Source organism: Comamonas sp. MYb21, from assembly GCF_037479395.1.
Classification (GTDB): domain Bacteria; phylum Pseudomonadota; class Gammaproteobacteria; order Burkholderiales; family Burkholderiaceae_C; genus Comamonas.
The window spans coordinates 69,423-91,589 of sequence record NZ_JBBGZC010000001.1; the positions used below are offsets into that span (position 1 = coordinate 69,423).

Consider the following 22,167-nt stretch of genomic DNA (forward strand, 5'->3'; position numbering starts at 1 on the left):
TCCTGGCCCCTCTTATCCGGTAATAAAGCTAGGCCACACGGGGAACTGAAGGTTCAGTGCCCACACGAAAGCGACGTAACTGCCAATGGCCAGGATGGTGGCCAGAATGAAGACCGACTTGGCGCGGAATTCTGACCCTGCCAGGCTGGCGATGAAGACCAGCGCGTAGATGGCGACGATCAGGCCCATGGCGGGGATGCCGATGGTGGGCACGCCCACGAGCAAGATGCCAAAGGCAAAGTTGGCCAGCAAGATGAAGAACACTTGTCGCCATGCCCATTTGCCGATCGGGTCTCCGTCAGCGGGGCCGGCCGTGAGGCCCTTGAAGGCCACGGCCGCACCGATCAGCGTCAGCAGGACACCGAGAATCAACGGGAAGTATCCCGGACCCATGCGAGCACCTGTACCAATCGAGTAGTTCTGGGCGCCGACGGCGAACCCAATACCCACTGCCATGTACATGATGCCCGCCCAGAAGTCTTTCTGGCTTTTGAGCTTCATTACCTTTGTCTCCAAACAATTTTAGGGATGCAGCGCATTGTCAACGCTGACGGGCAGCTGACGCATGTGGATTCCACTTACGATTCCACACAGGAAAACCCCTAGGCTGACACCAGGGCGTACAGCGCCGAAACCCAAGCTGGGCGCGGGTTTGCGCAGCATGGCCCGCGCCTCCAGCGCGCGCAGTGGCAAGGGTAAGTCCCCGCCGGCGCAACGCCGCCCTGCCCGCTGGTGGTGGGCGCTACAGCCGGTTTTTTAGCGGTCGCCCATCTCGATGGGGGGGGTGTTGGCCATCACCTCTTCGATGGTGGTCAGGCCCTCGGACACGCGCAGTGCACCGGCCAGGCGCAGCGGATGCATGCCGTCCTTCACCGCCTGGCGGCGCAGCACCGACATCGACGGCGAGGCATGCACCTGGTCCTTGAGCGCTTCGGACACGGTGAGCAATTCGTACAGGCCCATACGGCCGCGAAAGCCGGTATCGCGGCACTCTTCGCAGCCCACCGGTTTGTAGGGCCGGTAGTCGCGCTTGATCTTCCAGGGCTGGATGGCGGCGGTCAGCGCGTCGGTCGATGCGGCCTCGTCGGGCTGCTTGCAGCGCGGGCAGAGCGTGCGTACCAGGCGCTGGGCCAGCACGCCCAGCAAGGTGGCATTGATCAGGTACGGCGGCACGCCCAGCTCCATCAAGCGGCTGATGGCGCTGGGGGCATCGTTGGTGTGCAGGGTCGAGAACACCAGGTGGCCGGTCAGCGCAGACTGCACCGCCATCTCGGCAGTTTCCAGATCGCGGATTTCGCCGACCATGATGATGTCCGGGTCCTGGCGCATCAGCGCGCGCAGGCCTTCGACAAAGCTGAAATCGAGCGCCGGCTGCACCTGGGTCTGGTTGAAGGCCGGCTCGATCATTTCAATCGGGTCCTCCACGGTCGAGACATTCACCTCTTCGGTGGCCAGGCGCTTCAAGGTCGAATACAAGGTGGTGGTCTTGCCCGAGCCGGTGGGGCCAGTGACCAAGATGATGCCGTGCGGGCGCTCGACCAGCTTTTCCCAGCGCTGCGCATCATGGGCGGTAAAGCCCAGCGCCGACAGGTCCTTGACGGTGTTTTCCGGGTCAAAGATCCGCATCACCATCTTCTCGCCAAAGGCGGTGGGCAAGGTGGACAGACGCATTTCCACCTCATCGCCCAAGGTGTTGCGGGTCTTGATACGGCCATCCTGCGGGCGGCGCTTTTCCACCACGTCGATACGGCCCAGCAGCTTGACGCGCGAGACGATGGCGTTGTGCACGCCCAGCGGCATCTGGTAGACCTTGTGCAGCACGCCGTCAATGCGAAAACGGATCACCGATTGGTCGCGGCGCGGCTCCAGGTGGATATCGCTGGCGCGCTGCGCAAACGCAAACTGCCACAGCCAGTCCACCAGGCGGATGATGCCCTGGTCATTGGCATCGAACTGCTGGTTGGTATTGCTGAGGTCGACCAACTGCTCGAAGTTGCCCAGTGAACTGAGCGAGCCGCCCAGCTTGCTGGCGGCCTTGACCGACTTGGCCAGCGCAAAGAATTCGCTGCGGTAGCGGTCGATGTCCTTGGGGTTGGCCAGCACCCGGCGCACCTTGCGCCGCGCCTGGCGCTCGACCTCGCTGACCCACTCGTCGATCCAGGGCTCCTTGACCGCAATCACCACCTCCTGGGCCGTCACCTGCACCGGCAAAATGCCGTGGCGCTGCGCATAGGGCGCGCCCATGGTTTCGGCCACCTTGGCGGCATCGACCTTGAGCGGGTCGATCTTGTAATAAGGCAGGCCGCAATGCTTGGCGACAAATTCGGTGAGCAGCTCCACATCGAGCGCCTTGCCATCGAGCTGGCGCGGCACCACCACGCTGGCCAGGCGCACGATCGGGTGCTGGCTGCTGGACGCATGGCTGCAGCGGTCGATGGTGGCCTGGGCCAGCTCGGGGCTGATCCAGCCATCGGTCTGCAGCCAGTTGATGATCTGGGTCAGGTCCAGGGCGCGCTGCATCAGCGCAGGCAGGCCGCTGCGCGCTGGCGGCGCCGAGGCCGGGCCCAACCCGCTGGGTGTGGACGGGACCGACGCAGGGCCGCTGGACTTGGCAGGCGCGGGACCGTCGTCCACCCGGCCAGGCACAAAGACCGCCGAGCGCCGGATCGGCGCCGCAGCGCCGGACGAGCCACTGGACGAGCGGCTCTTGACGGCGGTATCGCCGGGCAAGGCATCGCCCCGGCTTTTGTGGTGTTTGCTTGGCTGATCAGGCGCTGCCATGGTGTATCCCTCGGTATTTTTTTGTCTTCTGGCTTTATACCTGATCGCTTCATGGATGCCAGGTAAAGTCAGTCCAGCAGCGGCTGCACAGGTTTAAAAACCTTTAACCACTTGAGCGCCGGCAAGCCCGTCTGCTGCTGCACCAGGTCGGCGCGCTGGCTGAGCAGCTCGCGGCTGGGGCGGCTGGCCGTGCGCTGGGCCAGCACCACGGTATTGCCCTCCTTGGTCGCCGCAAAGCGCCAGACGGCCTCCGGCCCAAAGGCCTCCTGGATATGGGCGAGGCTGCGGGCAAAGCTGTTGGTGCGGCCAAACAGGTTGACCGTCATGCAGCCGTCCTCGGTCAGCAGATTGCGGCAGTGCTGGTAGAAGTCGGGGCTGTCGAGCACGGGCGCTGCGGCCTCATGGTCATACAGATCGACCTGCAGCGCATCGACGGTCTGCAGGTACTGGGGCTTCTGGATCTCCACGCCCGCATCGCCCAGCACGACCTGGAGCTTGTCGCTGTCGGGCGGCAGCTTGAACCACTGGCGGCAGACGGTGACCACCTGGGGGTTGAGCTCGATGGCGGTGGTGCTGGCCATGCCGAGCTTTTGCGCGCAGAACTTGGTCGCAGCCGCGGCCCCCAGGCCCAGCTGCATCGCACGGCGCTCGGGCACCGTGGGCCAGTCCACCAGCAGCAGCCAGGCCATCATGCGCTGCACATATTCCAGGTCGATATCAAAAGGCTTCTTGATGCGCATCGAGCCCTGGACCCAGGGGGTGCCCAGGTGCAGGTAGCGGGCTCCGTCAAAGTCGGAAATCGTGACCTCGGGCAGCGGCTGCGCCAGCTGCGGAGATTTTTTTCTAGTCGTCATGGGGAGGGATTATCGGCCGTTGTCCTCGCCCGCTCCGTGCATAACCCTGGCCTGCCGGGCTGGCAGCGGATCGGAACAAGGCCGCAGTCGCTCCCTGAAGCCATCCATAGTTATTACAAAATAAACAGCACCCACCAATAGTTAATGTCGCATGCAGACCACGCGGAGGGATTGGGCAGGCCATGCATCGCTTTAGACTGCGGCATTGTTTTTTCTGGCTCGCTTATGTCCAACGCTCTCAAACAACGCTTTTTGTCCTCCGTCATCATGTCCATGCTGCTCTCGGGCTTGATGACCGCCTGGGTCACCTGGTTGAACCTGGGCTTTGTCGGGGATTTTCTCTCGCGCTGGCTGCATGCCTACCTGCTGTCCTGGCCAGCGGCATTCACGATCGTGGTGCTGCTGGCGCCTGCAGTGCAGCGCCTGTCATGGCGCATGGTCGGCGGCAGCCCCGTCTCTGCAAGCCCGGCGCGCGCCAGTGGCCCTGCTGCCAGCGCTCAGGCCAGCAGTCCACAGTGATGCATCACCTCGCGCCAGCCGGCCAGTTTGCGCTCAAAGCTCCATGAGGCATTGGCCGGGCTGCTGGAGGGCAGCCGGTAGCTGGGCAGGCCCAGCACGGCCTGCACCCGGGGCGCATGGCGAAAGCTCTCACCGCCATTGTGCACAGCAGCCAGCAGCTGCGGGCACTGCTGCTGGAGCGCGACAAAATCATTGAGCTGGGCATTGCGGATGCTGGTGTCCAGGCTGCCTTCGCGCTCGCAGGCGGCATAGACATCCCACAGACCCAGGCCCCGCGCCAGCAGCCAGGCGCAGCGCTCGGCATAGGCGGCGGGCTGCGGGTGCGCGGGCCACAGCGCCGCCAGCAGCGGCCACATCTGGTTGCGCGGATGGGCGTAGTACTGCTGCAGCTGCAAGGACTGCACGCCAGGGAAGCTGCCCAGAATCAATACCTGGGTGCCCGGCCCCACGACCGGGGCCAGCCCGCAGAGCAGTGCATCAGCCATGCGGCGATCCCCCATCGGTGCCGGGCAGCAAAGCCTGCAGCCTTGGCAGCACCCTGGCGGCATTGGCGCTGGTGGTGCGCTGCCAGCCGGCGGCGTCCATGGCCTCATCGGCATGGGCTTCGGCCCGCAGCGCCCGCATCACCCGCGCGATGCGCGGGATCTCGGCGGGCTGGTTGCGGCCCTGGGCCTGGCCGGCGGCGCGCTGCTCGGCGGTGGTGTAGAGCCAGTGCGGCGGAATATCGGGCGCATCGGTCTCGACAACGATGGCCTCCATCGGCAGCTGCTGCAGCAGGCGGCGCAGGTGCAGCGCGCGCTCATAGGTGACGGCGCCGCCAAAACCCAGTGCAAAGCCGCGCTCGATAAACTGCTGGGCCTGCTGCAGGCTGCCGTTGAAGGCATGCGCAATGCCGCCCTGCACCGGCCAGCGGCGCAGCGCGCGCAGCAGTTGGTCCGACGAGCGGCGCACATGCAAGATGACGGGCAGGTCAAAGCGGCGCGCCAGTTGCAGCTGCTGCTCGTAAAACCAGGTCTGGCGTTCGGCATCGAGCCCGGGCACAAAAAAATCCAGGCCGATCTCGCCAATCGCGACCAGGCGCGGGTCATCGCGGCAGTCTTCGAGCATGGTGGCCAAGGCGTCAATATCGGCTTCGGCCGCGCGCCCGGTGTAGAGCGGATGGATGCCCAGCGCATAGCTGTCACCCCAGCGCTGGGCCAGCTCGCGCACGGTGGCCCAGTTGCTGCGCTCCACCGCTGGAATCACGCAGTGGGCGACCCCCACCGCATGCGCGGCGGCGCGCAGCGCATCGCGGTCGGCATCGAACTCGGGCGCATCCCAGTGGCAGTGGGTGTCAATCCAGAAAGGCATGCGGACGCGGCCAGCGTGGCTCAGGCTTCAAAGCGCCCGTTGACCATGCGCACCGCACGGTCGCAGCGCTGGGCCAGCTCGCCATCATGGGTGACCATGACAAAGGCGGTGCCGCGCTCGCGCGCCAGCTGCAGCATCAGCGCAAACACGGTGTCGGCGGTGGCGCGGTCCAGGTTGCCGGTGGGCTCGTCGGCCAGCACGCAGGCGGGCTGGGTGACCAGCGCGCGCGCAATGGCCACGCGCTGGCGCTCGCCGCCCGAGAGCTCGGCGGGGCGGTGCAGCACGCGGTCCTTGAGGCCCACCGACGCCAGCACTTCACGCGCACGCTCGGTACATTCGGCATAGGGCATGCGGCGGATGCGCAGCGGCATGGCGACGTTGTCCAGCGCGCTGAACTCGGGCAGCAGATGGTGGAACTGGTAGATAAAGCCCAGGTGCTGGTTGCGCAGCTCGCCTTGGCGGCTGGCGCTGAGCGTATCGAGCCGCTGACCGTGCAGGCTGACGGTGCCGCTACTGGGCGCGTCCAGGCCGCCGAGCAAGTGCAGCAGGGTCGATTTGCCCGAGCCCGAGGCGCCGACGATGGCCAGGGTCTCGCCGGCGCGCACCTGCAGGTCGATGCCATGGAGCACCTGCACATCGAGCAGGCCTTCGGTAAAGCGCTTGGTCAGGCCCGAGGCCTCCAGGACGATGGACGAATCATTCATAACGCAGCGCCTCGGCGGGGTTCACGCGGCTGGCGCGCCAGCTGGGATACAGGGTGGCCACAAAGGCCAGGATCAGGGAGATGACGGTAATCGGCACGATGTCACTGCGCTGGGGCTCGCTGGGCATCTGGCTGATGAGGTAAATGTCCTTGGGCAGGAAGCTGGTGTGCAGTGCGCGCTCGATCGCGGGCACGATCACATCGATATTGCAGGCAATCAGCAGGCCCAGGCCCAGACCGGCCAGGGTGCCGATGACGCCAACGAGCGCCCCCTGCACGACAAACACGCCCATGATGCTGCGCGGGCTCGCGCCCAGGGTGCGCAGGATCGCGATATCGGCGCGCTTGTCGGTGACGGTCATCACCAAGGTGGTGACCAGGTTGAACGCGGCCACGGCAACGATCAGGGTCAGGATGATGAACATCATGCGTTTTTCGACCTGAACGGCGGCAAACCAGGTCTTGTTCTGCTGCGTCCAGTCGCGGATCAGCAGGTGGCCGCTCAGGCTGTGGGCCAGCTGCTGGGTCACCTCGGGGGCCTGGTGCAGGTCCTTGAGCTTGAGGCGCACGCCGGTCGGGCCTTCGAGGCGGAACAGGCGCTCGGCGTCCTCATGGTGCATCAGCACCAGGGTCGAGTCGTACTCGTAGTGGCCGGAGTTGAAGGTACCCACCACCTGCATCTGCTTGAGGCGGGGCACGGTGCCCGCTGGCGTGACCTGGCCGCTGGGCACGATCAAGGTGACCTGGTCGCCCTGGCCCACGCCCAGAATGCGCGCCAGCTCGGAGCCCAGCACGACATGGAAGCTGCCCGGTGTGAGCGCCTGCAAACTGGTCTGCTCGATGCCGGTGGTCATGTCGGTGACCTCGGGCTCGAGCGCCGGGTCAATGCCGCGCAGCAGGGCGCCGCGCATGTCCTCGCCGCGGGCGACCAGGGCCTGGGCCGAGACAAACGGTGCCGCGCCAATCACGTTCGGGTTGGCCTTGGCCTCGGCAATGGTGCGGGCCGGATCGGGCAAGGCATCACCGCCGGGCGTGAAGATCTCGATATGCGAGACCACGCTGAGCATGCGGTCGCGCACCTCTTTTTGAAAACCGTTCATCACCGACAGCACGATGATCAAGGCCGCCACCCCCAGTGCAATGCCCAGCATGGACACGCCCGAGATGAACGAAATAAACCCGTTGCGCCGGGTTGCACGGCCCGCACGGGTGTAGCGCCAACCCAGCGCCAATTCATAGGGAATCTGCATAAATCGTTCTAAAAATATATTTGGTGCATCCGCTCGGCAAATACAGCACCTTAATCCACTGCACCGCAAACCGCATTGTGGCATCGCCGACAATAGACCCATGTCGGAAAACCAGCATTTGATCATCTCCTACGCAGCCACGGACGAGCCGGGCTGCCAGCAAGCCTTGCAGACGCTCCCCCTGCCGAACCTGCAACGCCTGCTGCGGCAGTGGTCCGTCAGTGCCAGCGACAACGGTGCGCTGGAAGATTTTGCCCCGCCCCATGATCGTGTGCTGGCCCAGGCCCTGGGCCTGCCGCCCAAGGCCACGCCCTGGGCGGCGCTGTACCAGCTGCAAAACGGCCAGACTCCGGCCGATGCCGGCTGGGCCTTTCTCTCGCCCTGCCACTGGCAGATTTCGCCCGACCAGGTGCGCATGAGCGACCTTTCTGCCGCGCAGATGAGCGAGGAAGAATCGCGCAGCCTGCTGGCCATCATGGCGCCCTGGTTTACCGAAGACGGCATTGCGCTGGTCTACGACCGGCCCGACCGCTGGCTGGCGCGCGGCGCCGTGTTTGCGCAGCTCGATACCGCTGCGCTCGACCGCATTGCGCTGCGCGATGTGCGGCCCTGGCTGCCCGACAAGGCCCAAGCGGCGGTGCTCCAGCGCCTGCAGACCGAGATGCAGATGCTGCTCTACACCCATGCCTTCAGCGACGCGCGCGAGGCCAGTGGCCGCGCGCCCATCAACTCGTTCTGGGTGCATGGCGCTGGCGCCCTGCCCGCCGGCTACCAGCTGCCCGCCCAGACGCCGGTGCTGAACACGGCCCTGCGCGACAGCGCCCTGCTGGGCGATTGGCGCAGCTGGCAGCAGCAGTGGCAGCAGCTGGATGCGACACTGGCTGCCACCGCCTGGAGCCAGATCAGCCTGTGCGGCGAGAAAAATGCCATCACGCTGGCGCCCCCAGCCCCCGGCTGGCTACCCAAAATCAAGCAATGGCTGGCTCCGACCAAGCCCATGGCGCTTCTAAGTTCTTTATGAAAATTCTGGCCAGAGATATTCCCCCGCGCACCGTCTGGGCGCTGGAGCAGGCAGGCGTGCACCCGCTGCTCGCCCGCCTGTTTGCCGCGCGCGGTGTGCAAGCTGCTGCCGAGCTCGATGACGGCCTGGCGCAGCTGCTGCCACCTGCCGGCCTGCTGGGCACGCGCGAGGCGGCGCTGCTGCTGGCCGATGCGATTGGCCGCCAGCAGCGCATCTGCGTCGTGGCCGATTACGACTGCGATGGCGCCACCGCCTGCGCCGTGGCCTTGCGCGGCCTGCGCATGCTGGGCGCCCAGCAGGTCAGCTACCTGGTGCCCGACCGCGTGGTCGATGGCTATGGCCTGACGGCAGCGATTGCCGAGCGCGTGCACCAGCAAGGCGCGCAGGTGCTGGTGACCGTGGACAACGGCATTGCCAGCGTGGACGGCGTGGCCCGCGCCAAGGCGCTGGGCATGACGGTGATCGTCACCGACCACCACCTGCCCGCAGCCACCTTGCCGGCGGCCGATGCCATCGTCAACCCCAACCAGCCCGGCTGCGGCTTTGCCAGCAAGGCCATGGCCGGTGTCGGCGTGATGTTCTATGTGCTGATGGCCTTGCGCGCCGAGCTGCGCGATCGCGGCGCCTTTGCCGACATGGCCCAGCCGCGCCTGGACAGCCTGCTGCCGCTGGTGGCGCTGGGCACCGTGGCCGATGTGGTCAAGCTCGACGCGAACAACCGCCGCCTGGTGGCCCAGGGCCTGCGCCGCATCCGCGCCGGCCATATGCCCCCTGGCCTGGGCGCACTGTTCTCCGCTGCCAGCCGGCGCGCGGCCACGGCCAGCACCTTTGACTTTGGTTTTGCGCTGGGCCCGCGCATCAATGCCGCCGGGCGCCTGGCCGATATGACCATCGGCATCGAATGCCTGCTGACCGACGACACCTTGCTGGCCGACACCCTGGCGCGCCAGCTCGACGCCATCAACCGCGAGCGCCGCGATATCGAGACGGGCATGCGCGAGCACGCGATGCTGCTGGCCGAGGCCTTGTTTGAAGAAGGCACCGAGCCGCCACCGGCCGTCAGCGTGTTTGACCCGGACTTCCACGAAGGCGTGGTCGGCATCGTCGCCTCTCGCATCAAGGACAAGCTGCACCGCCCGACCTTTGTGTTTGCCGCCAGCAGCGCGCCGGGCCACGAGCATGAGCTCAAGGGCTCGGGCCGCTCCATCCCCGGCTTCCATCTGCGCGATGCGCTGGATCTGGTGGCCAAGCGCCACCCGGGTGTGCTGATCAAGTTCGGCGGCCATGCGATGGCGGCGGGCTGCACGATTACGCTGGACGATTTCGAGGTGTTTGAACAGGCCCTCGCCCAGGTCGCACAGGAATGGCTCGATGAGCGCACGCTCACCCGCCAGCTGGAGACCGATGGCCCGCTGCCGGTGCAGTTCCGCCATGCCGAGACCGTGGACACGCTCAACAGCCAGGTCTGGGGCCAGGGCTTTGCGCCGCCGACCTTCAGCGAAGAGCTGGAGATCGTCAGCCAGCGCCTGGTCGGTGAAAAGCATTTGTCGCTCAAGCTGCGCCACCATGGCGAGATGGTGGACGGCATCTGGTTTGGCCATACCGAGCCCTTGCCCACCAAGGTGCTGCTGGCCTACCGGCTGGACATCAACGAATGGCAGGGCCAGCGCAAGCTGCAGTTTCTGGTCGAAGGCGCCCAGCTGCCCGGTTGAGCAGCGCCTGCGGTTTGCGGGGCCGCAAGACTTTACTAAAAGTTAAGGAAATAGCGCGGCAACGGGACACCTTTGTCACCGTAATTTCCTAAAATACGCGCCGCAGGATGCGGTGCGAAAAACGCTTGTCGCACAGGCATCCCGACCAGGGACTGGCCCGCAGCGGCTGGCAGGCCGCATGGCCCGGCGATGGCCCGGCGATGGCCCGGACGCCAGCGCTTGCCAAGCCCTTGGTTTTGATTGTTAATTTAATATCAGTCATACGCTAGATCGTTTCTAGATGACTGCTAGGACCCAAGACATTCCATGAGCAATATTTCCGTGGCCGTGCTGGGCGCCGGCATGGTGGGCGTTGCCAGCGCATTGGCATTGCAGAAAAAGGGTTTCCGCGTCACCTTGCTGGACCGGCTGGCCCCTGGCGAAGAGACCTCCTACGGCAACGCCGGGGTGATCGCGCGCAGCTCGCTGATGCCCTTCAACAACCCCGGCCTCTGGGCCAATCTGCCGGTGCTGTTGAAAAACCAGAGCGCCGGCTTTCGCTACCAGGCCCGCTTTTTGCTGCAAAACCTGGGCTGGGCCGCACGCTTTGTCGCCCAGGCCCGCAGCCAGGTGTTTGAGGAAACCACTACGGCGCTTGACAGCCTCATCCGCCTGTCGATGAACGAGCATGCCCAGCTGCTGCGCGCCAGTGGCGCGGCGCACCGCATGCGTGACAACGGCTGGATGTTTCTCTACCGCCAGTCCAGCGCCTTTGCCGGCGGCGCGCTGGCGCGCGAGCGCATGGCCCACTTTGGCGTGGCCACCGAGGTGCTCGAGCGCGACCATATCCGCCAGCTGGAGCCGGCCCTGAACCCGATCTTTGAGCGCGCGCTGTGGATCAAGGACAGCTGGTCGGTCGACAGCCCCGGCGACGTCGTCAAGGCCTATGCCGAGCTGTTCCGCAAGCAGGGCGGCCAGTATGCACAGGCCCGCATCAAGACCGTCGAGCCGCTCGCCGGCAGCCGCTGGCGCATCCGCGCCGATGGCGCGCACGATGGCCTGGAGGCCGACCGCGTGGTGGTGGCGCTGGGCCCCTGGAGCCGCCAGTTCATGGCAACGCTGGGCGTGAAGGTGCCGATGGCCTATGAGCGCGGCTACCACATGCACTTTGCGCCACCCGCGTCCTGCAATATCTCGCGCCCGGTCTATGACACCGCTGGCGCCTATGTGCTGAGCCCGATGGAGCAAGGCCTGCGCCTGACCAGTGGCGTGGAGCTGACCGATATCGACGCCCCCGCCAACCCGGTCCAGCTGGGCCTGGCCGAGGCTGCGGCACGCGAGGCGATCGACATGGGCCAGGCGCTGGAGCCCGCGCCCTGGATGGGCAGCCGCCCCACCTTGCCCGACAGCCGTCCCATCATTGGTGCGATGCCGGGCCAGCGCAACCTCTGGCTGGCCTTTGGCCACCAGCACATTGGCTTTAGCACCGGGCCGGGCACGGGCGCCATTTTGGCGGCGCTGATGCGCGGCGACGATGCACCGGTCGATGTGCGGCCGTTCCGCGCCGAGCGTTTCCTCAAGGGCTAATCAAAAGCTCAAGCGTTCATGCCGCTACGCCCGGGCTGCATGGCCGGGCGCTCTAGGCCTGGCCAGGCATCAGGCCGGCAGCGCCGCCCAGCGCTGGGCCAGCAGGCTCACCACATCGTGCACCGGCAGGCCCGTAGCACGTGCCACCGCGTCGCGGTAGACGGGCATATTGGTGCACTCCAGCACGATCGATTCCAGCTGCGGATGGGCCTGGCACAGCGCAACAGCAGCGGTCACCACATCGCGCTCGGCCTGGGCGATGTCCATCTCCAATTCATTGCCGAGAATGCGCGTGGCAAATTCGCCCTCCGGCGCCACGCCTTGCACGGGGGTGCCTTCGGGTACGCCAGCAGCAGCCAGAATGCGCGGCGTGAGGCTGGCTGCCGCAATGGTTACCACACCGGGCCGGGGCAGCTGCGCGCACTGCAGCAGGCTGGAGCTGACCACCGGCACATCAACGCTACTGGCCAGCAGATCCTGGTAGGCGGCCAGAAAGCCGCAGCTGGTGGTGATCAGCGCCGCGCCCTGCGCCTGCATCGCGCGGGCCGCATCGACAAAGGGCTGCACAAAACGGGGATCGGCCTCGCGCACGATCTTGGCGGGCGAGGCGCCTTGCACCTTGTGCATCTGCACGGGGATGCCCAGTGCTGCCCAGGTCTGCAGGTTGCCGATGTCCCCGGGCGGGCGCGGGAACTGGGTATCGAGCATCAGGATGCCGAGGAAGGGCACAGAGGCCGTGGTGGGCAGCATGGGCAGGTTCAGTCGAGCAGGGGCAGCGCCGGCAGTGCGCCACGGCGGTCGATCTTGCGGCTCAGCACCACCGAGGTGTAGGTCTGGCGAATGCCTTCGATCAGGCCGATGCGGTCGAGCAAGGCATCGAGCTTTTCGTTGGAATCGCAGCGCAAAAAGATCATGTAGTCATGCTGGCCGGAGACGGCCGAGACCTCTTCGACCTCGGGGATGCTCTCGAGCACCTGCATGACGGCCTGGGCGGTCTTGGGCATCACGCTGATGCCGCAGTAGGCGCGCACGGCCGACTGCTCGAGCTTGGAGCCCAGGCGCACGCCGTAGCCGGCAATGACGCCCTCTTTTTCGAGGCGCGCAATGCGGGCCACCACGGTGGTGCGCGCCAGGTTGAGCTTGCGCGCCAGCTTGGCCGTGGACTCGCGGGCGTCAGCCTGCAACAGCGCCAGCAGCTTGCGGTCAATATCGTCGAGTCGAAAATCCATGGTTCTCCTCCCTGCTGGTTAGGCGGTGTGGCCGATGATGCGGCCCAGAAAGCTGCGCGTGGCCTCGTGCTGCGGGTTGTCGATCACCTGTGCGGGCGGGCCCTCTTCGACCACCACGCCATCGCGCATGAAGACGACCTTGTCGGCCACCTCGCGGGCAAAGGCGATCTCGTGGGTCACCAGGATCATGGTCATGCCGTCGCGCGCCAGCGACTGGATGACCTGCAGCACCTCGCCGACCAGCTCGGGGTCGAGCGCGGAGGTGGCCTCGTCAAACAGCATCACGCTGGGCTGCATGGCCAGCGCGCGGGCAATGGCCACGCGCTGCTTCTGGCCGCCCGAGAGCTGGTCGGGCATCATCTGCGCGCGCTCGGCCAGGCCCACCTTTTGCAGCAGGGCCGTGGCGCGGGCCTGGGCTTCCGCCTTGCTGATGCGCAGCACCGTGAGCGGGCCTTCCATGACGTTTTGCAGCACCGTCATATGCGGGAACAGGTTGAAATGCTGGAACACCATGCCGGTGCGTGCGCGAAAGCCCGCCAGCACCTTGTCCTTGGGCAGCTGGGTCTGCTTGCCGCTGAAGGCCAGCGACTGCGCATCGACGCGGATGTCACCGCCATCGGGCACGGTCAGCAGATTGATGCAGCGCAGCAGGGTGGACTTGCCCGAGCCCGAGGGCCCGATCAGCGCCACCACCTGGCCCCGGTTCACATCCAGGCAGATGTCCTTGAGAACATCGAGCTTGCCAAAGGACTTCTTGAGGCCACGAATACAAATGAGCGGTTGGTCTTGCATCTCAGGCCTCCTTGCCGGCCGATGTGCCGTGCTCCAGGCGCTTGGCCCACAAGGTCACAGGGAAAAGAATTACAAAATAGGTGATGGCGATGAAGGTGTAGACCTCCAGCGGGCGGTAGGTGTCATGCGCAATCACCTGGCCCTGGTAGAGCAGATCGGGCACGGCCAGCACCATCAGCAGCGAGGTGTTCTTGAGCTGCAGGATCGACTGGTTGACCAGCGGCGGAATCATCTTGCGGAAAGCCTGGGGCAGGATCACGCGGCGCATCACCTGGCCGCGCGTCATGCCAATCGCCTGGCCCGCTTCGGTCTGGCCGATATCGGTGGAGATGATGCCGCCGCGGATGATTTCGGAATAAAAGGCGCCGCCGTACAGCGACAAGCACAGCGCAGCGGCCACCGGCGCGCTCATCTCGATGCCGGTGAGCACGGGCAGCGCGTAGTAGAACCACACCAGCTGCACCAGCACCGGCGTGCAGCGGAAGACCTCGACAAAGGCGCGCAGCGGCGCCGTGATGATCTTGTTGCTGGACAGCCGGCCCAGGCCTGCAACCAGTCCGACCGCAAGGCCGCCCAGGATACAGATCACCGTGAACAGCAAGGTGTAGCCCACGCCGCCGACCAGCAGCATGCGGTACTTCCACAGGAAACCAAAGTCCCACTCGTACATAAATCAATCTACCTTTAACGCATACACCCCGGAGGCAGCACGCGGCTGCAACCGGGGTGTTTCACATGGGCACCGCGCCCATGTGGACCAACCATCAGAACTTGACTTCCTTGGGGAAGGAATCGGCCTTGACGCCAGCGAGCTTTTCCATGTTCTTGAGCACCACGGACTGGATCTCGCCCTTGGAGCGGGCTTCATCCAGCCAGGCATTGACGGCGTTCTCGAAGTCCTTGTTCGGCTCCTTGCGCAGGCCCACATTGGTGTTGGCCGTCTCAACCGGCGTTGGCACATAGACCGTGCCCACATCGGGGCGCTTGGCCACCAGTGGCTGCGACAGCAGCACCACCAGCACCTGGCAGTCGGAGCGGCCGGTCTGCACAGACATCGTCGCCGCGCCCGAGCTCTCCAGACGCGAGATATTGGCCTTGGGCAGCGCGCGGGTGGCGAACTGGTCCTGGTTGGAGCCGATATCGACCACCACCTTGGCATCGGGGTTGTTCAGCTGCTCCCAGGTCTGCACCGGGGCATGGCCTTTTTTGCAGACGGCCGTGAAGGTATTGTTGAGCAAGGGCTTGGAGAAGTTGACCACTTCCATGCGCTGGGGGGTGGGCGCCATCGCGAACATCAGGTCGATCTTGTTGGCCTGCAGGTCCAGCACGGCATTGCCCCAGGTGGTCTCGACGAACTTGACGTTCACGCCGAGCTTCTTGGCCAGGCTCTCGCCAAAGTCGGGGCCAAAGCCTTCCCATTTCTGGGTCACCAGGTCCTTGCTGAAGTAGGGGATCGCACCCGCAACGGTGCCCACGCGCAGTTCCTTGGTGCGCTTGACGCGGTCCATCGTCGACTCCGCACCTTGCGCCAGGGCCGCGCCAGCCACCGATACACCTGCGACTACCAAGGCCGCTGCACCCATCCACTTTTTGACAGAAAACATCTACGTATCCTCTAGACGCAGCGAAAACGGGCTGCGCGACCGTGAAAAACCGACAGTGTATTCCTGTTAAAAACCCTAGTAAAAAACACAAAACGTCGAGATGCATTGTTATTTTCGTCAAATCGGCGAAACAACGACAATTTAAGGGTTAATACTGACATTTCAGAGACAGCCGAGCCCGAAAAACCCGGGATAGCCCCGACGCTGCGCCGGGTCTGACACGCTGGAAGCAGCACGCGGCCTACAATGAAAGAACATATTGATGCGCTGCCACCCGTATACGCCGCAAGCACCTTGGTCCCTCTAGCCAATTTCATGCCAGACATGCTGAACGCCGATCTGCACTGCCACTCCACGTTTTCCGACGGCACCCTGAGCCCGGAAGCGCTGGCGCAGCGTGCGCGCGAGCGGGGTGTGCAGCTGTGGGCGCTGACCGACCATGACGAGGTCAGCGGCCTGGACCGGGCGAGCGCGGCTGCCGCCCAGCAGCAGCTGGCGTTTTTGAGCGGCGTGGAGATCTCGGTCAGCTTTGGCGAGACCACGGTGCACATCGTGGGCCTGGGCTTTGACTGGCAGCACCCCGGCCTGCGCGCCGGCCTGGCCCGCACACGCGGCGGCCGCGAGCAGCGCGCCCGCGATATGGCGGCCGGCCTGGAGAAAATAGGCATCGGTGGCGCTTATGAGGGCGCACTGCGCTATGTGGGCAACCCCGATCTGATCTCGCGCACGCACTTTGCGCGCTTTTTGGTGGACACGCGCGTCTGCCGCGATCCGGCCGAGGTGTTTCGCCACTACCTGGTCGAAGGCAAACCCGGCTTTGTGCCCCACCGCTGGGCCCGGCTGCAGGATGCCGTGCAGTGGATCGTGCAAGCGGGCGGCATGGCCGTCATCGCCCACCCGGCGCGCTACCACTTGAATGGCGGCGAAGAGCATGCGCTGTTCTCGTCGTTCAAGGACTATGGCGGCCAGGGGGTGGAAGTGGTGACCGGCAGCCATTTTCCGCATGAATACGCGATTTACGCGGACATGGCCAAGAGCTTTGGCTTCTATGCCTCGCGCGGCTGCGATTTTCACAGCCCGGGTGAATCGGGTACCGATTTTGGTGCGCTGCCCCCGCTGCCCAGCGGGGTCCAACCCGTGTGGCAGGCGCTGGAGGGGCGCATCCTGCACCCCCACCCCCATCCGAACGCCAGCCCGCCGCCACAGGCCGCAGTCCATTGATATGGCCGCTCCGCAGCAGCCCCCACGATAACAAGAGCAACAGCAAGACCATGGCCCAATATTTCGAGGTTCATCCAGACAATCCCCAGCCGCGCCTGCTCAAGCAGGCGGCTGCCATGCTCAAGGATGGCGGCATCCTGGCCGTGCCCACCGATTCGAGCTACGCCTTTGTCTGCGCACTGGACAACAAGCAGGTGGTCGACCGCCTGCGCCGCATTCGTCAGATCGACGACAAGCGCATGCTGACCTTGCTGTGCTGCGATCTGTCACAACTGTCGAGCTATGCGATGGTGGACAACCACCAGTTCCGCATGCTCAAGCTGGGCACGCCCGGGCCCTTCACATTCATTCTGGATGCCACCAAGGAAGTGCCCCGCCGCATCAGCCATCCGTCGCGCAAGACCATCGGCCTGCGCGTGCCCGACAACAAGGGCCTGCTGATGCTGCTGGAGCTGCATGGCGAGCCGCTGCTGTCCACCACCCTTATCCCGCCGGGCGAGACCGAGCCGCTCAACGACCCCGAGGAGATCCGCGAGCGCTTTGAATCGCAGATCGAGCTGGTCGTCAATGCCGGCCCCTGCCCGCTGGAACCGACGACGATTGTCGACCTGACGCCGATGGGCACCGGTGGCGCGCCGGTGGTGGTGCGCGAGGGCCGCGGCCCGCTGGCGCAGCTGGGCCTGTAGCCCCATACTGGCCGGTGGCAGCAGCGCCGCGCCAGGGCTGCCTGCCCGGGCTGCGCAATCGTTTGCCACGGCCATTGCCATCGCCTGGCAGCGGCCACTGGCAAATCTGATAGGCTCGCCACTGCCTGGTGCGCTGCGGCGCGCCCTTTCTCCCCTTTGACCACCGCCCATTCCGTGAACGCTGACCTGATACAAACCGTTCTGATCTACGCCCTGCCCGTGCTGTTCTCCATTACCGTGCACGAGGCAGCGCATGGCTATGCTGCGCGCCATTTTGGTGACAACACCGCCGCCATGCTGGGCCGCCTCACGCTCAACCCGCTCAAGCACATCGACCCCATCGGCACCATCCTGATGCCGCTGATGCTGTATTTCATGACCTCGGGCGCCTTTGTGTTTGGCTATGCCAAGCCCGTGCCGGTCGCCTTTGGCAACCTGCGCAACCCCAAGCGCGACATGATCTGGGTGGCGCTGGCTGGCCCGGCCACCAATTTTGTGCAGGCGCTGCTGTGGGCGCTGGTCTACGGTATCTTGGTCGCCTCCGGCGTCGATGAGCGCTTTTTCCTCAAGATGGCGCAGGCGGGGGTGCTGGTCAACCTGGTGATGTGGGCCTTCAACCTGTTTCCGCTGCCCCCGCTCGATGGCGGCCGGGTACTGGTCGGTCTGCTGCCCTACAAACAGGCGGTGGCGGTGTCCAAGATCGAGCCCTATGGCTTTTTCATCGTCATGGGTCTGGTCATCGCCGGCGTCGTCAGCACCTTCTGGATGCGCCCCCTGATAAGCCTGGGCTACGCCGTGGTCAGCGTGGTGCTGATGCCCTTTAGCTGATCGCCGGGCCCCACTGCCCTGCAGCACCGCAAAGCATATTGATTGATAGTTATGACTAAGACACGTTATCTCACTGGCATCACCCCTTCTGGAACGCCCCACCTGGGCAACTACGCCGGCATGATGCGCCCGGCCATCGCTGCCAGCCGCGCAGGCGATGTGGAGAACTTCTACTTCCTGGCCGACTACCACGCACTGATCAAGTGCCAGGATCCCGAGCGCGTCAACCGCTCGACCCTGGAGATTGCAGCGAGCTGGCTGGCCGCGGGCCTGAACCCCGAGCACGTCACCTTCTACCGCCAGTCGGACATTCCCGAGATTCCCGAGCTGACCTGGTTTCTGACCTGCGTGACCGGCAAGGGCGTGCTCAACCGCGCTCACGCCTACAAGGCCGCGCAGGACAAGAATGCCGAAACCGGCAAGGACGGCGATGACGGCGTGACTGCGGGCCTGTTCATGTACCCGGTGCTGATGGGGGCCGACATCCTGGCATTCAATGCCAACAAGGTGCCGGTGGGCCGCGACCAGATCCAGCACATCGAGATGGCGCGCGACATGGCATCGAGCTTCAACCACCTCTATGGCGAGCATTTCGTGCTGCCCGAGGCGGCGGTCGACGACAACGTGGCGACTCTCGCCGGCCTCGATGGCCGCAAGATGAGCAAGAGCTACGACAACACGATCCCGCTGTTCTCCACCCAGGCCCAGCTCAAGAAGCTGATCGGCAGCATCGTCACCGACTCGCGCGCTCCGGGTGAGCCCAAAGAAGTCGAAGGCTCAGCGCTGTTCCAGATCTACCAGGCCTTTGCCAGCGCCGAGGAAACGGCGGCCCTGCGCCAGGCCTATGCCGATGGCATTGGCTGGGGCGAGGCCAAGACCCTGCTGTTCGAATGCATTGACCGGGAGCTCGCTCCGTTGCGCGAACGCTACAACTACCTGATGGCCCACCCCGAGGAAGTTGAAGCTATTTTGCGCAAAGGCGCAGAAAAGGCGCGTACATATTCGGGCCCTTTACTACACAAGTTACGTGGCGCTGTTGGCCTGCGGCCACTGACGCCAGCCAGCACGGCTGCGGCACCCAAGGCTGCGGCCAAGCAAGGCGGCGCTGCCTTCAAGCAGTACCGCGACAAGGACGGCAAGTTCTACTTCAAGCTGGTGCGCGCCGATGGCGCACTGCTGCTGCAAAGCCAGGGCTTTGATGCCCCCCGGGATGCGGGCGCCATGATTGCCCATTTGCAGGCTGCGCCGCAGAATCTGCAGGACGCCATGGACAACCTGCAGTTGGGTGACAGCTTTTCGCTGTCGGATGTGCAGTTGGCGTTGAAAGAGATAGCCGAGAGTTAAGAGACTGCCTATACTGCATTTGCAACCAATTGTTGAAGCTGTCACCGTAGTGGCAACTTCCCCGTTTAACGCAGTGTGGAGCCGGTGATTCAATTTGCTTTTATTATTGAGCTATCAAATAAAAGCAAGCTATTGAGCTTAGTGGGAGTGAGCTGTTATGAGAATTGTGGCACTGGATGATGATCTGGTGGTGTTGGATATGCTCTCCAAAACCATGGAGGCGGAGGGCCACGCCTGTACAACCCATTCCTCTGGCGCCTCTCTGATCAAGGACATGCGCCGCGAGACCTATGACCTGCTGATCCTGGACTGGCAGCTGCCAGACACCACGGGCCCGCAGGTTGTGCGCTGGATTCGAGAGAACGTCAACCAGGAGTTGCCGGTGCTCTTCATCACCAGCCGCCATGGTGAGGCCGACATTGTTGAAGGGTTGGAGTCGGGCGCGGACGATTTCATGATCAAGCCGCTGCGCGTGGCCGAACTGGTCGCGCGCGTGCGGGCACTGCTGCGCCGCGCCTACCCAGCTGCGACCAAGGGCATCCTGGAGTTTGGCCGCTACAAGTTCCTCTCCGATTCGCGGGCCCTGGAGGTCGATGGCAAGCTGGTCGAGTTGAAGAACCGCGAGTACGACCTGGCGCTGTTCCTGTTCCAGAACATGGGCCGCCTGCTGTCACGCGACCATTTGCGCGAAATCATCTGGGGCCAGAACTCCGATGTCATCTCGCGCTCGCTCGATACCCATGTATCGCGGCTGCGCACGCTGCTGGATCTGCGACCGGAGAACGGCTTCATCATCACGGCGGTCTATGGTGTCGGCTACCGGTTTGAGGCCGTCAAACCGCTGTCCGAGGCGCAGCCTGAATAAATTTCTGCGGTTGCATGCAGCGCGGTTTACGGCCAACACGCCACACGTGTTGGCCGTATTTACTCTGCCGCATGCAGCGGCCTTGCCAGGCACCATGGCCTGGCGGTAAGGAGAGCCATTTTGTTTCTTTCTCGTCTGCCGTTTTCTGCTGCCGTTTTGCTGGCCTTTGGCGTGGCCGCCCCTGGTCTCGCGCTGGCGGCATCGGCAGACCAGTTGCCCGACATCCGCCACACGGTCACCAGCGGTGACACGCTCGAGGCCGTGGCCAAGCGCTACCTCAAGGACCCGCAGCAGTGGCGCGCCGTGGGCACGCTCAATGGCGTCAAGGACCCATTGCGCCTGCCCATTGGCTCGGTGATCGTCATCCCCGCGCACATGGTGGGCTACCAGGAGGTGACCATCAGCCACGTCAAGGGCGTGGCGCGCGTGCGCTCGCCGCTGGCCGGTGGCGACTGGCAAAGTGCAGCCTCGGGCACCATCTTGACCGAAGGCGATGAGCTGCAGGTGCCTGCCGGCAGCTTTGTGACCTTGCGCTTTGCCGATGGCAGCTCGGTGCGCATCAACGAAAACTCCGAACTCAAACTGAGCGAATTGCGCAAGAACAGCCGCACCGACGAGCAGCAGTCGGTGCTGGACCTGAGCCGTGGCGGGCTGGAGTCGCATGTGACGCCGGTGATGGACCAGCGCCGCAAGCGCAAGTTCGAGATCAAGACCCCGATGGCCACCACCAGCGTGCGCGGCACCGTGTTCTCAGTCAGTATTTCCGACTCCGGCAAGGCCATCACGGCCGTTGACAAAGGGGTGGTCGATGTCCAGGGCCGCCAGGCGGCGCAGCAGGCACGTGTCCAGGCCGGCCAAGGGGTGGCCGTGGCCAGCAGCGGCCAGGTCGGGCCCACGGTGGCACTGCTGCCCGCGCCCAGCCTGCAGGCCAATCCGCCGGTGTTTGAGGACGCCAACTTTCTGACCTTGCAACTGGGCGAGGTCGCGCAGGCGCAAAAATACGGCGTGGTCCTGGCGCTGGATCCGGAGCTCGCGCGCGTGGTCCTTCAGCAAAGCCATGCCAGCCCCACGTTCAAGTTCGAGGCCGTGGCAGATGGAACGTATTACATGAGCGCCCGGGCCATCGATGGCCAGGACATTCCGGGCACGCCAGCGGTCCAGGCCATCAAGGTCAAGGCCACACCGGTGCCCCCGCTCTACGCCAACCCGGCGCCCGGCGGCCTCATTGGCCTGGCCGACGGCGAGCTGCTGTGCACCGAAGGCGGCCCCGGCATTGTGGGCTACCGCATCCAGGTCGCAGCCAGCCAGGACTTCAGCAGCCCGCTGCAAGACAGCGGCGTCGTGGACAACTGCCAGGCCAGCGCGTCCGGCCTGGGCGTGGGCTCCTATTTCTGGCGCGTGGCCAGCGTGCGCAAGCTCGCCGATGGCAGCCTCGACCAAGGCCCGTTTGCACAGCCCCAGGCTTTCAGGACCGGCAGCAACCCGCCGACCCTGGGCGCCGACGCCCTAAGCCCCGCCGAGTCCAACAACCCCAACCAGCTGCAGCTGTCCTGGCCCGCAGAAGCCGGTCAGCGCTTCAACCTGCAGCTGGCCTCTGATGACAGCTTCACCGATGCCCGCACCTTCGCGCTCGATACCCCGCAATGGGCATCGGACAGCCTGCCCCCGGGCGACTACTATGTGCGCATCCAGGTGCTGGACCCCTCGGGCCTCAAGAGCCGCTACTCGGCCCCGCGCAAGCTGCCGGTCGAGCCGGCCATCCTGACCGGTGCTGGCGGCGTGCTCAAAAGCGGTGACGGCAAATCGGTGCTCAGCCCGAAGTGAGGGGCGCTGCGGCCCCCG

Annotated in this window: 22 protein-coding genes; 10 read left to right on the forward strand and 12 right to left on the reverse strand. The window is 65.0% G+C overall.

Annotation, left to right across the window (positions count from 1 at the left end):
* Positions 1-12: 12 nt before the first annotated feature.
* From WH367_RS00310 to WH367_RS00320, 3 genes are all read right to left on the reverse strand, one after another.
* Positions 13-501, reverse strand: a complete 489-nt coding sequence (locus WH367_RS00310; RefSeq protein WP_021026887.1) for a tripartite tricarboxylate transporter TctB family protein — start codon at positions 499-501, stop codon at positions 13-15.
* 255 nt (positions 502-756) lie between these two features.
* Positions 757-2,520 (reverse strand): GspE/PulE family protein, encoded by a 1,764-nt coding sequence (locus WH367_RS00315; protein WP_052329965.1) that lies wholly within the window; start codon positions 2,518-2,520, stop codon positions 757-759.
* A gap of 329 nt (positions 2,521-2,849) precedes the next feature.
* A complete protein-coding gene (locus tag WH367_RS00320; RefSeq protein ID WP_339533647.1) occupies positions 2,850-3,635 on the reverse strand; it encodes a spermidine synthase in 786 nt (261 codons plus the stop codon).
* Positions 3,636-3,860: 225 nt separating this feature from the next.
* Between WH367_RS00320 and WH367_RS00325 the strand changes: the two genes are divergently transcribed.
* Positions 3,861-4,154 (forward strand): DUF2798 domain-containing protein, encoded by a 294-nt coding sequence (locus tag WH367_RS00325; RefSeq protein ID WP_021026890.1) that lies wholly within the window; start codon positions 3,861-3,863, stop codon positions 4,152-4,154.
* On the opposite strand, the gene WH367_RS00330 is transcribed toward WH367_RS00325, so the two are convergent.
* From WH367_RS00330 to WH367_RS00345, 4 genes are read right to left on the reverse strand one after another with little or no spacing between them, the layout of a single operon-like run.
* Positions 4,133-4,639, reverse strand: coding sequence for a DNA-deoxyinosine glycosylase (locus WH367_RS00330; protein ID WP_339533649.1), 507 nt, complete (start codon positions 4,637-4,639; stop codon positions 4,133-4,135). The two genes, WH367_RS00325 and WH367_RS00330, sit on opposite strands and share 22 nt — an antisense overlap.
* Positions 4,632-5,504, reverse strand: a complete 873-nt coding sequence (locus WH367_RS00335; protein WP_339533651.1) for a TatD family hydrolase — start codon at positions 5,502-5,504, stop codon at positions 4,632-4,634. The genes WH367_RS00330 and WH367_RS00335 overlap by 8 nt, the downstream gene beginning before the upstream one ends.
* Positions 5,505-5,524: 20 nt before the next feature.
* On the reverse strand, positions 5,525-6,208 hold the full coding sequence (lolD, locus tag WH367_RS00340; RefSeq protein ID WP_021025443.1) for a lipoprotein-releasing ABC transporter ATP-binding protein LolD: 684 nt from the start codon (positions 6,206-6,208) through the stop codon (positions 5,525-5,527).
* Positions 6,201-7,457, reverse strand: coding sequence for a lipoprotein-releasing ABC transporter permease subunit (locus WH367_RS00345; protein ID WP_021025444.1), 1,257 nt, complete (start codon positions 7,455-7,457; stop codon positions 6,201-6,203). The genes lolD and WH367_RS00345 overlap by 8 nt, the downstream gene beginning before the upstream one ends.
* Positions 7,458-7,557: 100 nt before the next feature.
* On the opposite strand from WH367_RS00345, the gene WH367_RS00350 reads away from it, so the two are divergent.
* The 3 genes from WH367_RS00350 to WH367_RS00360 all read left to right on the forward strand — a co-directional run bounded on the left by WH367_RS00350 (position 7,558) and on the right by WH367_RS00360 (position 11,756).
* Positions 7,558-8,478: a phosphoglycerate mutase gene (locus WH367_RS00350; protein ID WP_339533653.1), complete on the forward strand. Its 921-nt coding sequence runs from the start codon at positions 7,558-7,560 to the stop codon at positions 8,476-8,478.
* On the forward strand, positions 8,475-10,190 hold the full coding sequence (recJ, locus tag WH367_RS00355) for a single-stranded-DNA-specific exonuclease RecJ (RefSeq protein ID WP_339533654.1): 1,716 nt from the start codon (positions 8,475-8,477) through the stop codon (positions 10,188-10,190). Before WH367_RS00350 ends, recJ begins: the two co-directional genes overlap by 4 nt.
* Before the next feature lie 306 nt (positions 10,191-10,496).
* On the forward strand, positions 10,497-11,756 hold the full coding sequence (locus WH367_RS00360; RefSeq protein ID WP_339533656.1) for an NAD(P)/FAD-dependent oxidoreductase: 1,260 nt from the start codon (positions 10,497-10,499) through the stop codon (positions 11,754-11,756).
* Positions 11,757-11,825: 69 nt separating this feature from the next.
* On the opposite strand, the gene WH367_RS00365 is transcribed toward WH367_RS00360, so the two are convergent.
* The 5 genes from WH367_RS00365 to WH367_RS00385 form a co-directional block, all read right to left on the reverse strand.
* On the reverse strand, positions 11,826-12,506 hold the full coding sequence (locus WH367_RS00365) for an aspartate/glutamate racemase family protein (RefSeq protein WP_339533658.1): 681 nt from the start codon (positions 12,504-12,506) through the stop codon (positions 11,826-11,828).
* A gap of 8 nt (positions 12,507-12,514) precedes the next feature.
* Positions 12,515-12,985 carry an Lrp/AsnC family transcriptional regulator gene (locus WH367_RS00370; RefSeq protein ID WP_021026316.1) on the reverse strand — a complete coding sequence of 157 codons (471 nt, stop codon included), beginning with the start codon at positions 12,983-12,985 and terminating at the stop codon, positions 12,515-12,517.
* Between the two features lie 18 nt (positions 12,986-13,003).
* On the reverse strand, positions 13,004-13,777 hold the full coding sequence (locus WH367_RS00375) for an amino acid ABC transporter ATP-binding protein (RefSeq protein ID WP_021026317.1): 774 nt from the start codon (positions 13,775-13,777) through the stop codon (positions 13,004-13,006).
* Between the two features lies 1 nt (position 13,778).
* Positions 13,779-14,447, reverse strand: a complete 669-nt coding sequence (locus tag WH367_RS00380) for an amino acid ABC transporter permease (RefSeq protein ID WP_339520255.1) — start codon at positions 14,445-14,447, stop codon at positions 13,779-13,781.
* Positions 14,448-14,541: 94 nt separating this feature from the next.
* Positions 14,542-15,381 (reverse strand): transporter substrate-binding domain-containing protein, encoded by an 840-nt coding sequence (locus tag WH367_RS00385; protein ID WP_021026319.1) that lies wholly within the window; start codon positions 15,379-15,381, stop codon positions 14,542-14,544.
* Positions 15,382-15,696: 315 nt separating this feature from the next.
* Between WH367_RS00385 and WH367_RS00390 the strand changes: the two genes are divergently transcribed.
* The 6 genes from WH367_RS00390 (at position 15,697) to WH367_RS00415 (ending at position 22,149) form a co-directional block, all read left to right on the forward strand.
* Positions 15,697-16,602, forward strand: a complete 906-nt coding sequence (locus WH367_RS00390; RefSeq protein ID WP_339533660.1) for a 3',5'-nucleoside bisphosphate phosphatase — start codon at positions 15,697-15,699, stop codon at positions 16,600-16,602.
* Between the two features lie 50 nt (positions 16,603-16,652).
* The gene (locus WH367_RS00395; protein ID WP_021026320.1) at positions 16,653-17,288 is read left to right on the forward strand and encodes an L-threonylcarbamoyladenylate synthase; all 636 of its coding nucleotides are present in this window, start codon (positions 16,653-16,655) and stop codon (positions 17,286-17,288) included.
* A 174-nt stretch (positions 17,289-17,462) separates the two neighbouring features.
* Positions 17,463-18,116: a site-2 protease family protein gene (locus tag WH367_RS00400; RefSeq protein ID WP_339533662.1), complete on the forward strand. Its 654-nt coding sequence runs from the start codon at positions 17,463-17,465 to the stop codon at positions 18,114-18,116.
* Positions 18,117-18,167: 51 nt separating this feature from the next.
* Positions 18,168-19,460: a tryptophan--tRNA ligase gene (locus WH367_RS00405; RefSeq protein WP_339520251.1), complete on the forward strand. Its 1,293-nt coding sequence runs from the start codon at positions 18,168-18,170 to the stop codon at positions 19,458-19,460.
* A 157-nt stretch (positions 19,461-19,617) separates the two neighbouring features.
* Entirely contained in the window at positions 19,618-20,325 is a 708-nt protein-coding gene (locus tag WH367_RS00410) for a response regulator transcription factor (protein ID WP_021026323.1), read from the forward strand.
* Between the two features lie 120 nt (positions 20,326-20,445).
* Positions 20,446-22,149: a FecR domain-containing protein gene (locus WH367_RS00415; protein WP_339533664.1), complete on the forward strand. Its 1,704-nt coding sequence runs from the start codon at positions 20,446-20,448 to the stop codon at positions 22,147-22,149.
* Positions 22,150-22,167 lie beyond the last annotated feature (18 nt).

Bases quoted from the DNA above. Each gene is read 5' to 3' on its own strand.
- WH367_RS00310 (WP_021026887.1), bottom strand. From the start codon at position 501: ATGAAGCTCAAAAGCCAGAAAGACTTCTGGGCGGGCATCATGTACATG.
- WH367_RS00315 (WP_052329965.1), bottom strand. From the start codon at position 2,520: ATGCAGCGCGCCCTGGACCTGACCCAGATCATCAACTGGCTGCAGACC.
- WH367_RS00320 (WP_339533647.1), bottom strand. From the start codon at position 3,635: ATGACGACTAGAAAAAAATCTCCGCAGCTGGCGCAGCCGCTGCCCGAG.
- WH367_RS00325 (WP_021026890.1), top strand. From the start codon at position 3,861: ATGTCCAACGCTCTCAAACAACGCTTTTTGTCCTCCGTCATCATGTCC.
- WH367_RS00330 (WP_339533649.1), bottom strand. From the start codon at position 4,639: ATGGCTGATGCACTGCTCTGCGGGCTGGCCCCGGTCGTGGGGCCGGGC.
- WH367_RS00335 (WP_339533651.1), bottom strand. From the start codon at position 5,504: ATGCCTTTCTGGATTGACACCCACTGCCACTGGGATGCGCCCGAGTTC.
- lolD (WP_021025443.1), bottom strand. From the start codon at position 6,208: ATGAATGATTCGTCCATCGTCCTGGAGGCCTCGGGCCTGACCAAGCGC.
- WH367_RS00345 (WP_021025444.1), bottom strand. From the start codon at position 7,457: ATGCAGATTCCCTATGAATTGGCGCTGGGTTGGCGCTACACCCGTGCG.
- WH367_RS00350 (WP_339533653.1), top strand. From the start codon at position 7,558: ATGTCGGAAAACCAGCATTTGATCATCTCCTACGCAGCCACGGACGAG.
- recJ (WP_339533654.1), top strand. From the start codon at position 8,475: ATGAAAATTCTGGCCAGAGATATTCCCCCGCGCACCGTCTGGGCGCTG.
- WH367_RS00360 (WP_339533656.1), top strand. From the start codon at position 10,497: ATGAGCAATATTTCCGTGGCCGTGCTGGGCGCCGGCATGGTGGGCGTT.
- WH367_RS00365 (WP_339533658.1), bottom strand. From the start codon at position 12,506: ATGCTGCCCACCACGGCCTCTGTGCCCTTCCTCGGCATCCTGATGCTC.
- WH367_RS00370 (WP_021026316.1), bottom strand. From the start codon at position 12,985: ATGGATTTTCGACTCGACGATATTGACCGCAAGCTGCTGGCGCTGTTG.
- WH367_RS00375 (WP_021026317.1), bottom strand. From the start codon at position 13,777: ATGCAAGACCAACCGCTCATTTGTATTCGTGGCCTCAAGAAGTCCTTT.
- WH367_RS00380 (WP_339520255.1), bottom strand. From the start codon at position 14,447: ATGTACGAGTGGGACTTTGGTTTCCTGTGGAAGTACCGCATGCTGCTG.
- WH367_RS00385 (WP_021026319.1), bottom strand. From the start codon at position 15,381: ATGTTTTCTGTCAAAAAGTGGATGGGTGCAGCGGCCTTGGTAGTCGCA.
- WH367_RS00390 (WP_339533660.1), top strand. From the start codon at position 15,697: ATGCCAGACATGCTGAACGCCGATCTGCACTGCCACTCCACGTTTTCC.
- WH367_RS00395 (WP_021026320.1), top strand. From the start codon at position 16,653: ATGGCCCAATATTTCGAGGTTCATCCAGACAATCCCCAGCCGCGCCTG.
- WH367_RS00405 (WP_339520251.1), top strand. From the start codon at position 18,168: ATGACTAAGACACGTTATCTCACTGGCATCACCCCTTCTGGAACGCCC.
- WH367_RS00410 (WP_021026323.1), top strand. From the start codon at position 19,618: ATGAGAATTGTGGCACTGGATGATGATCTGGTGGTGTTGGATATGCTC.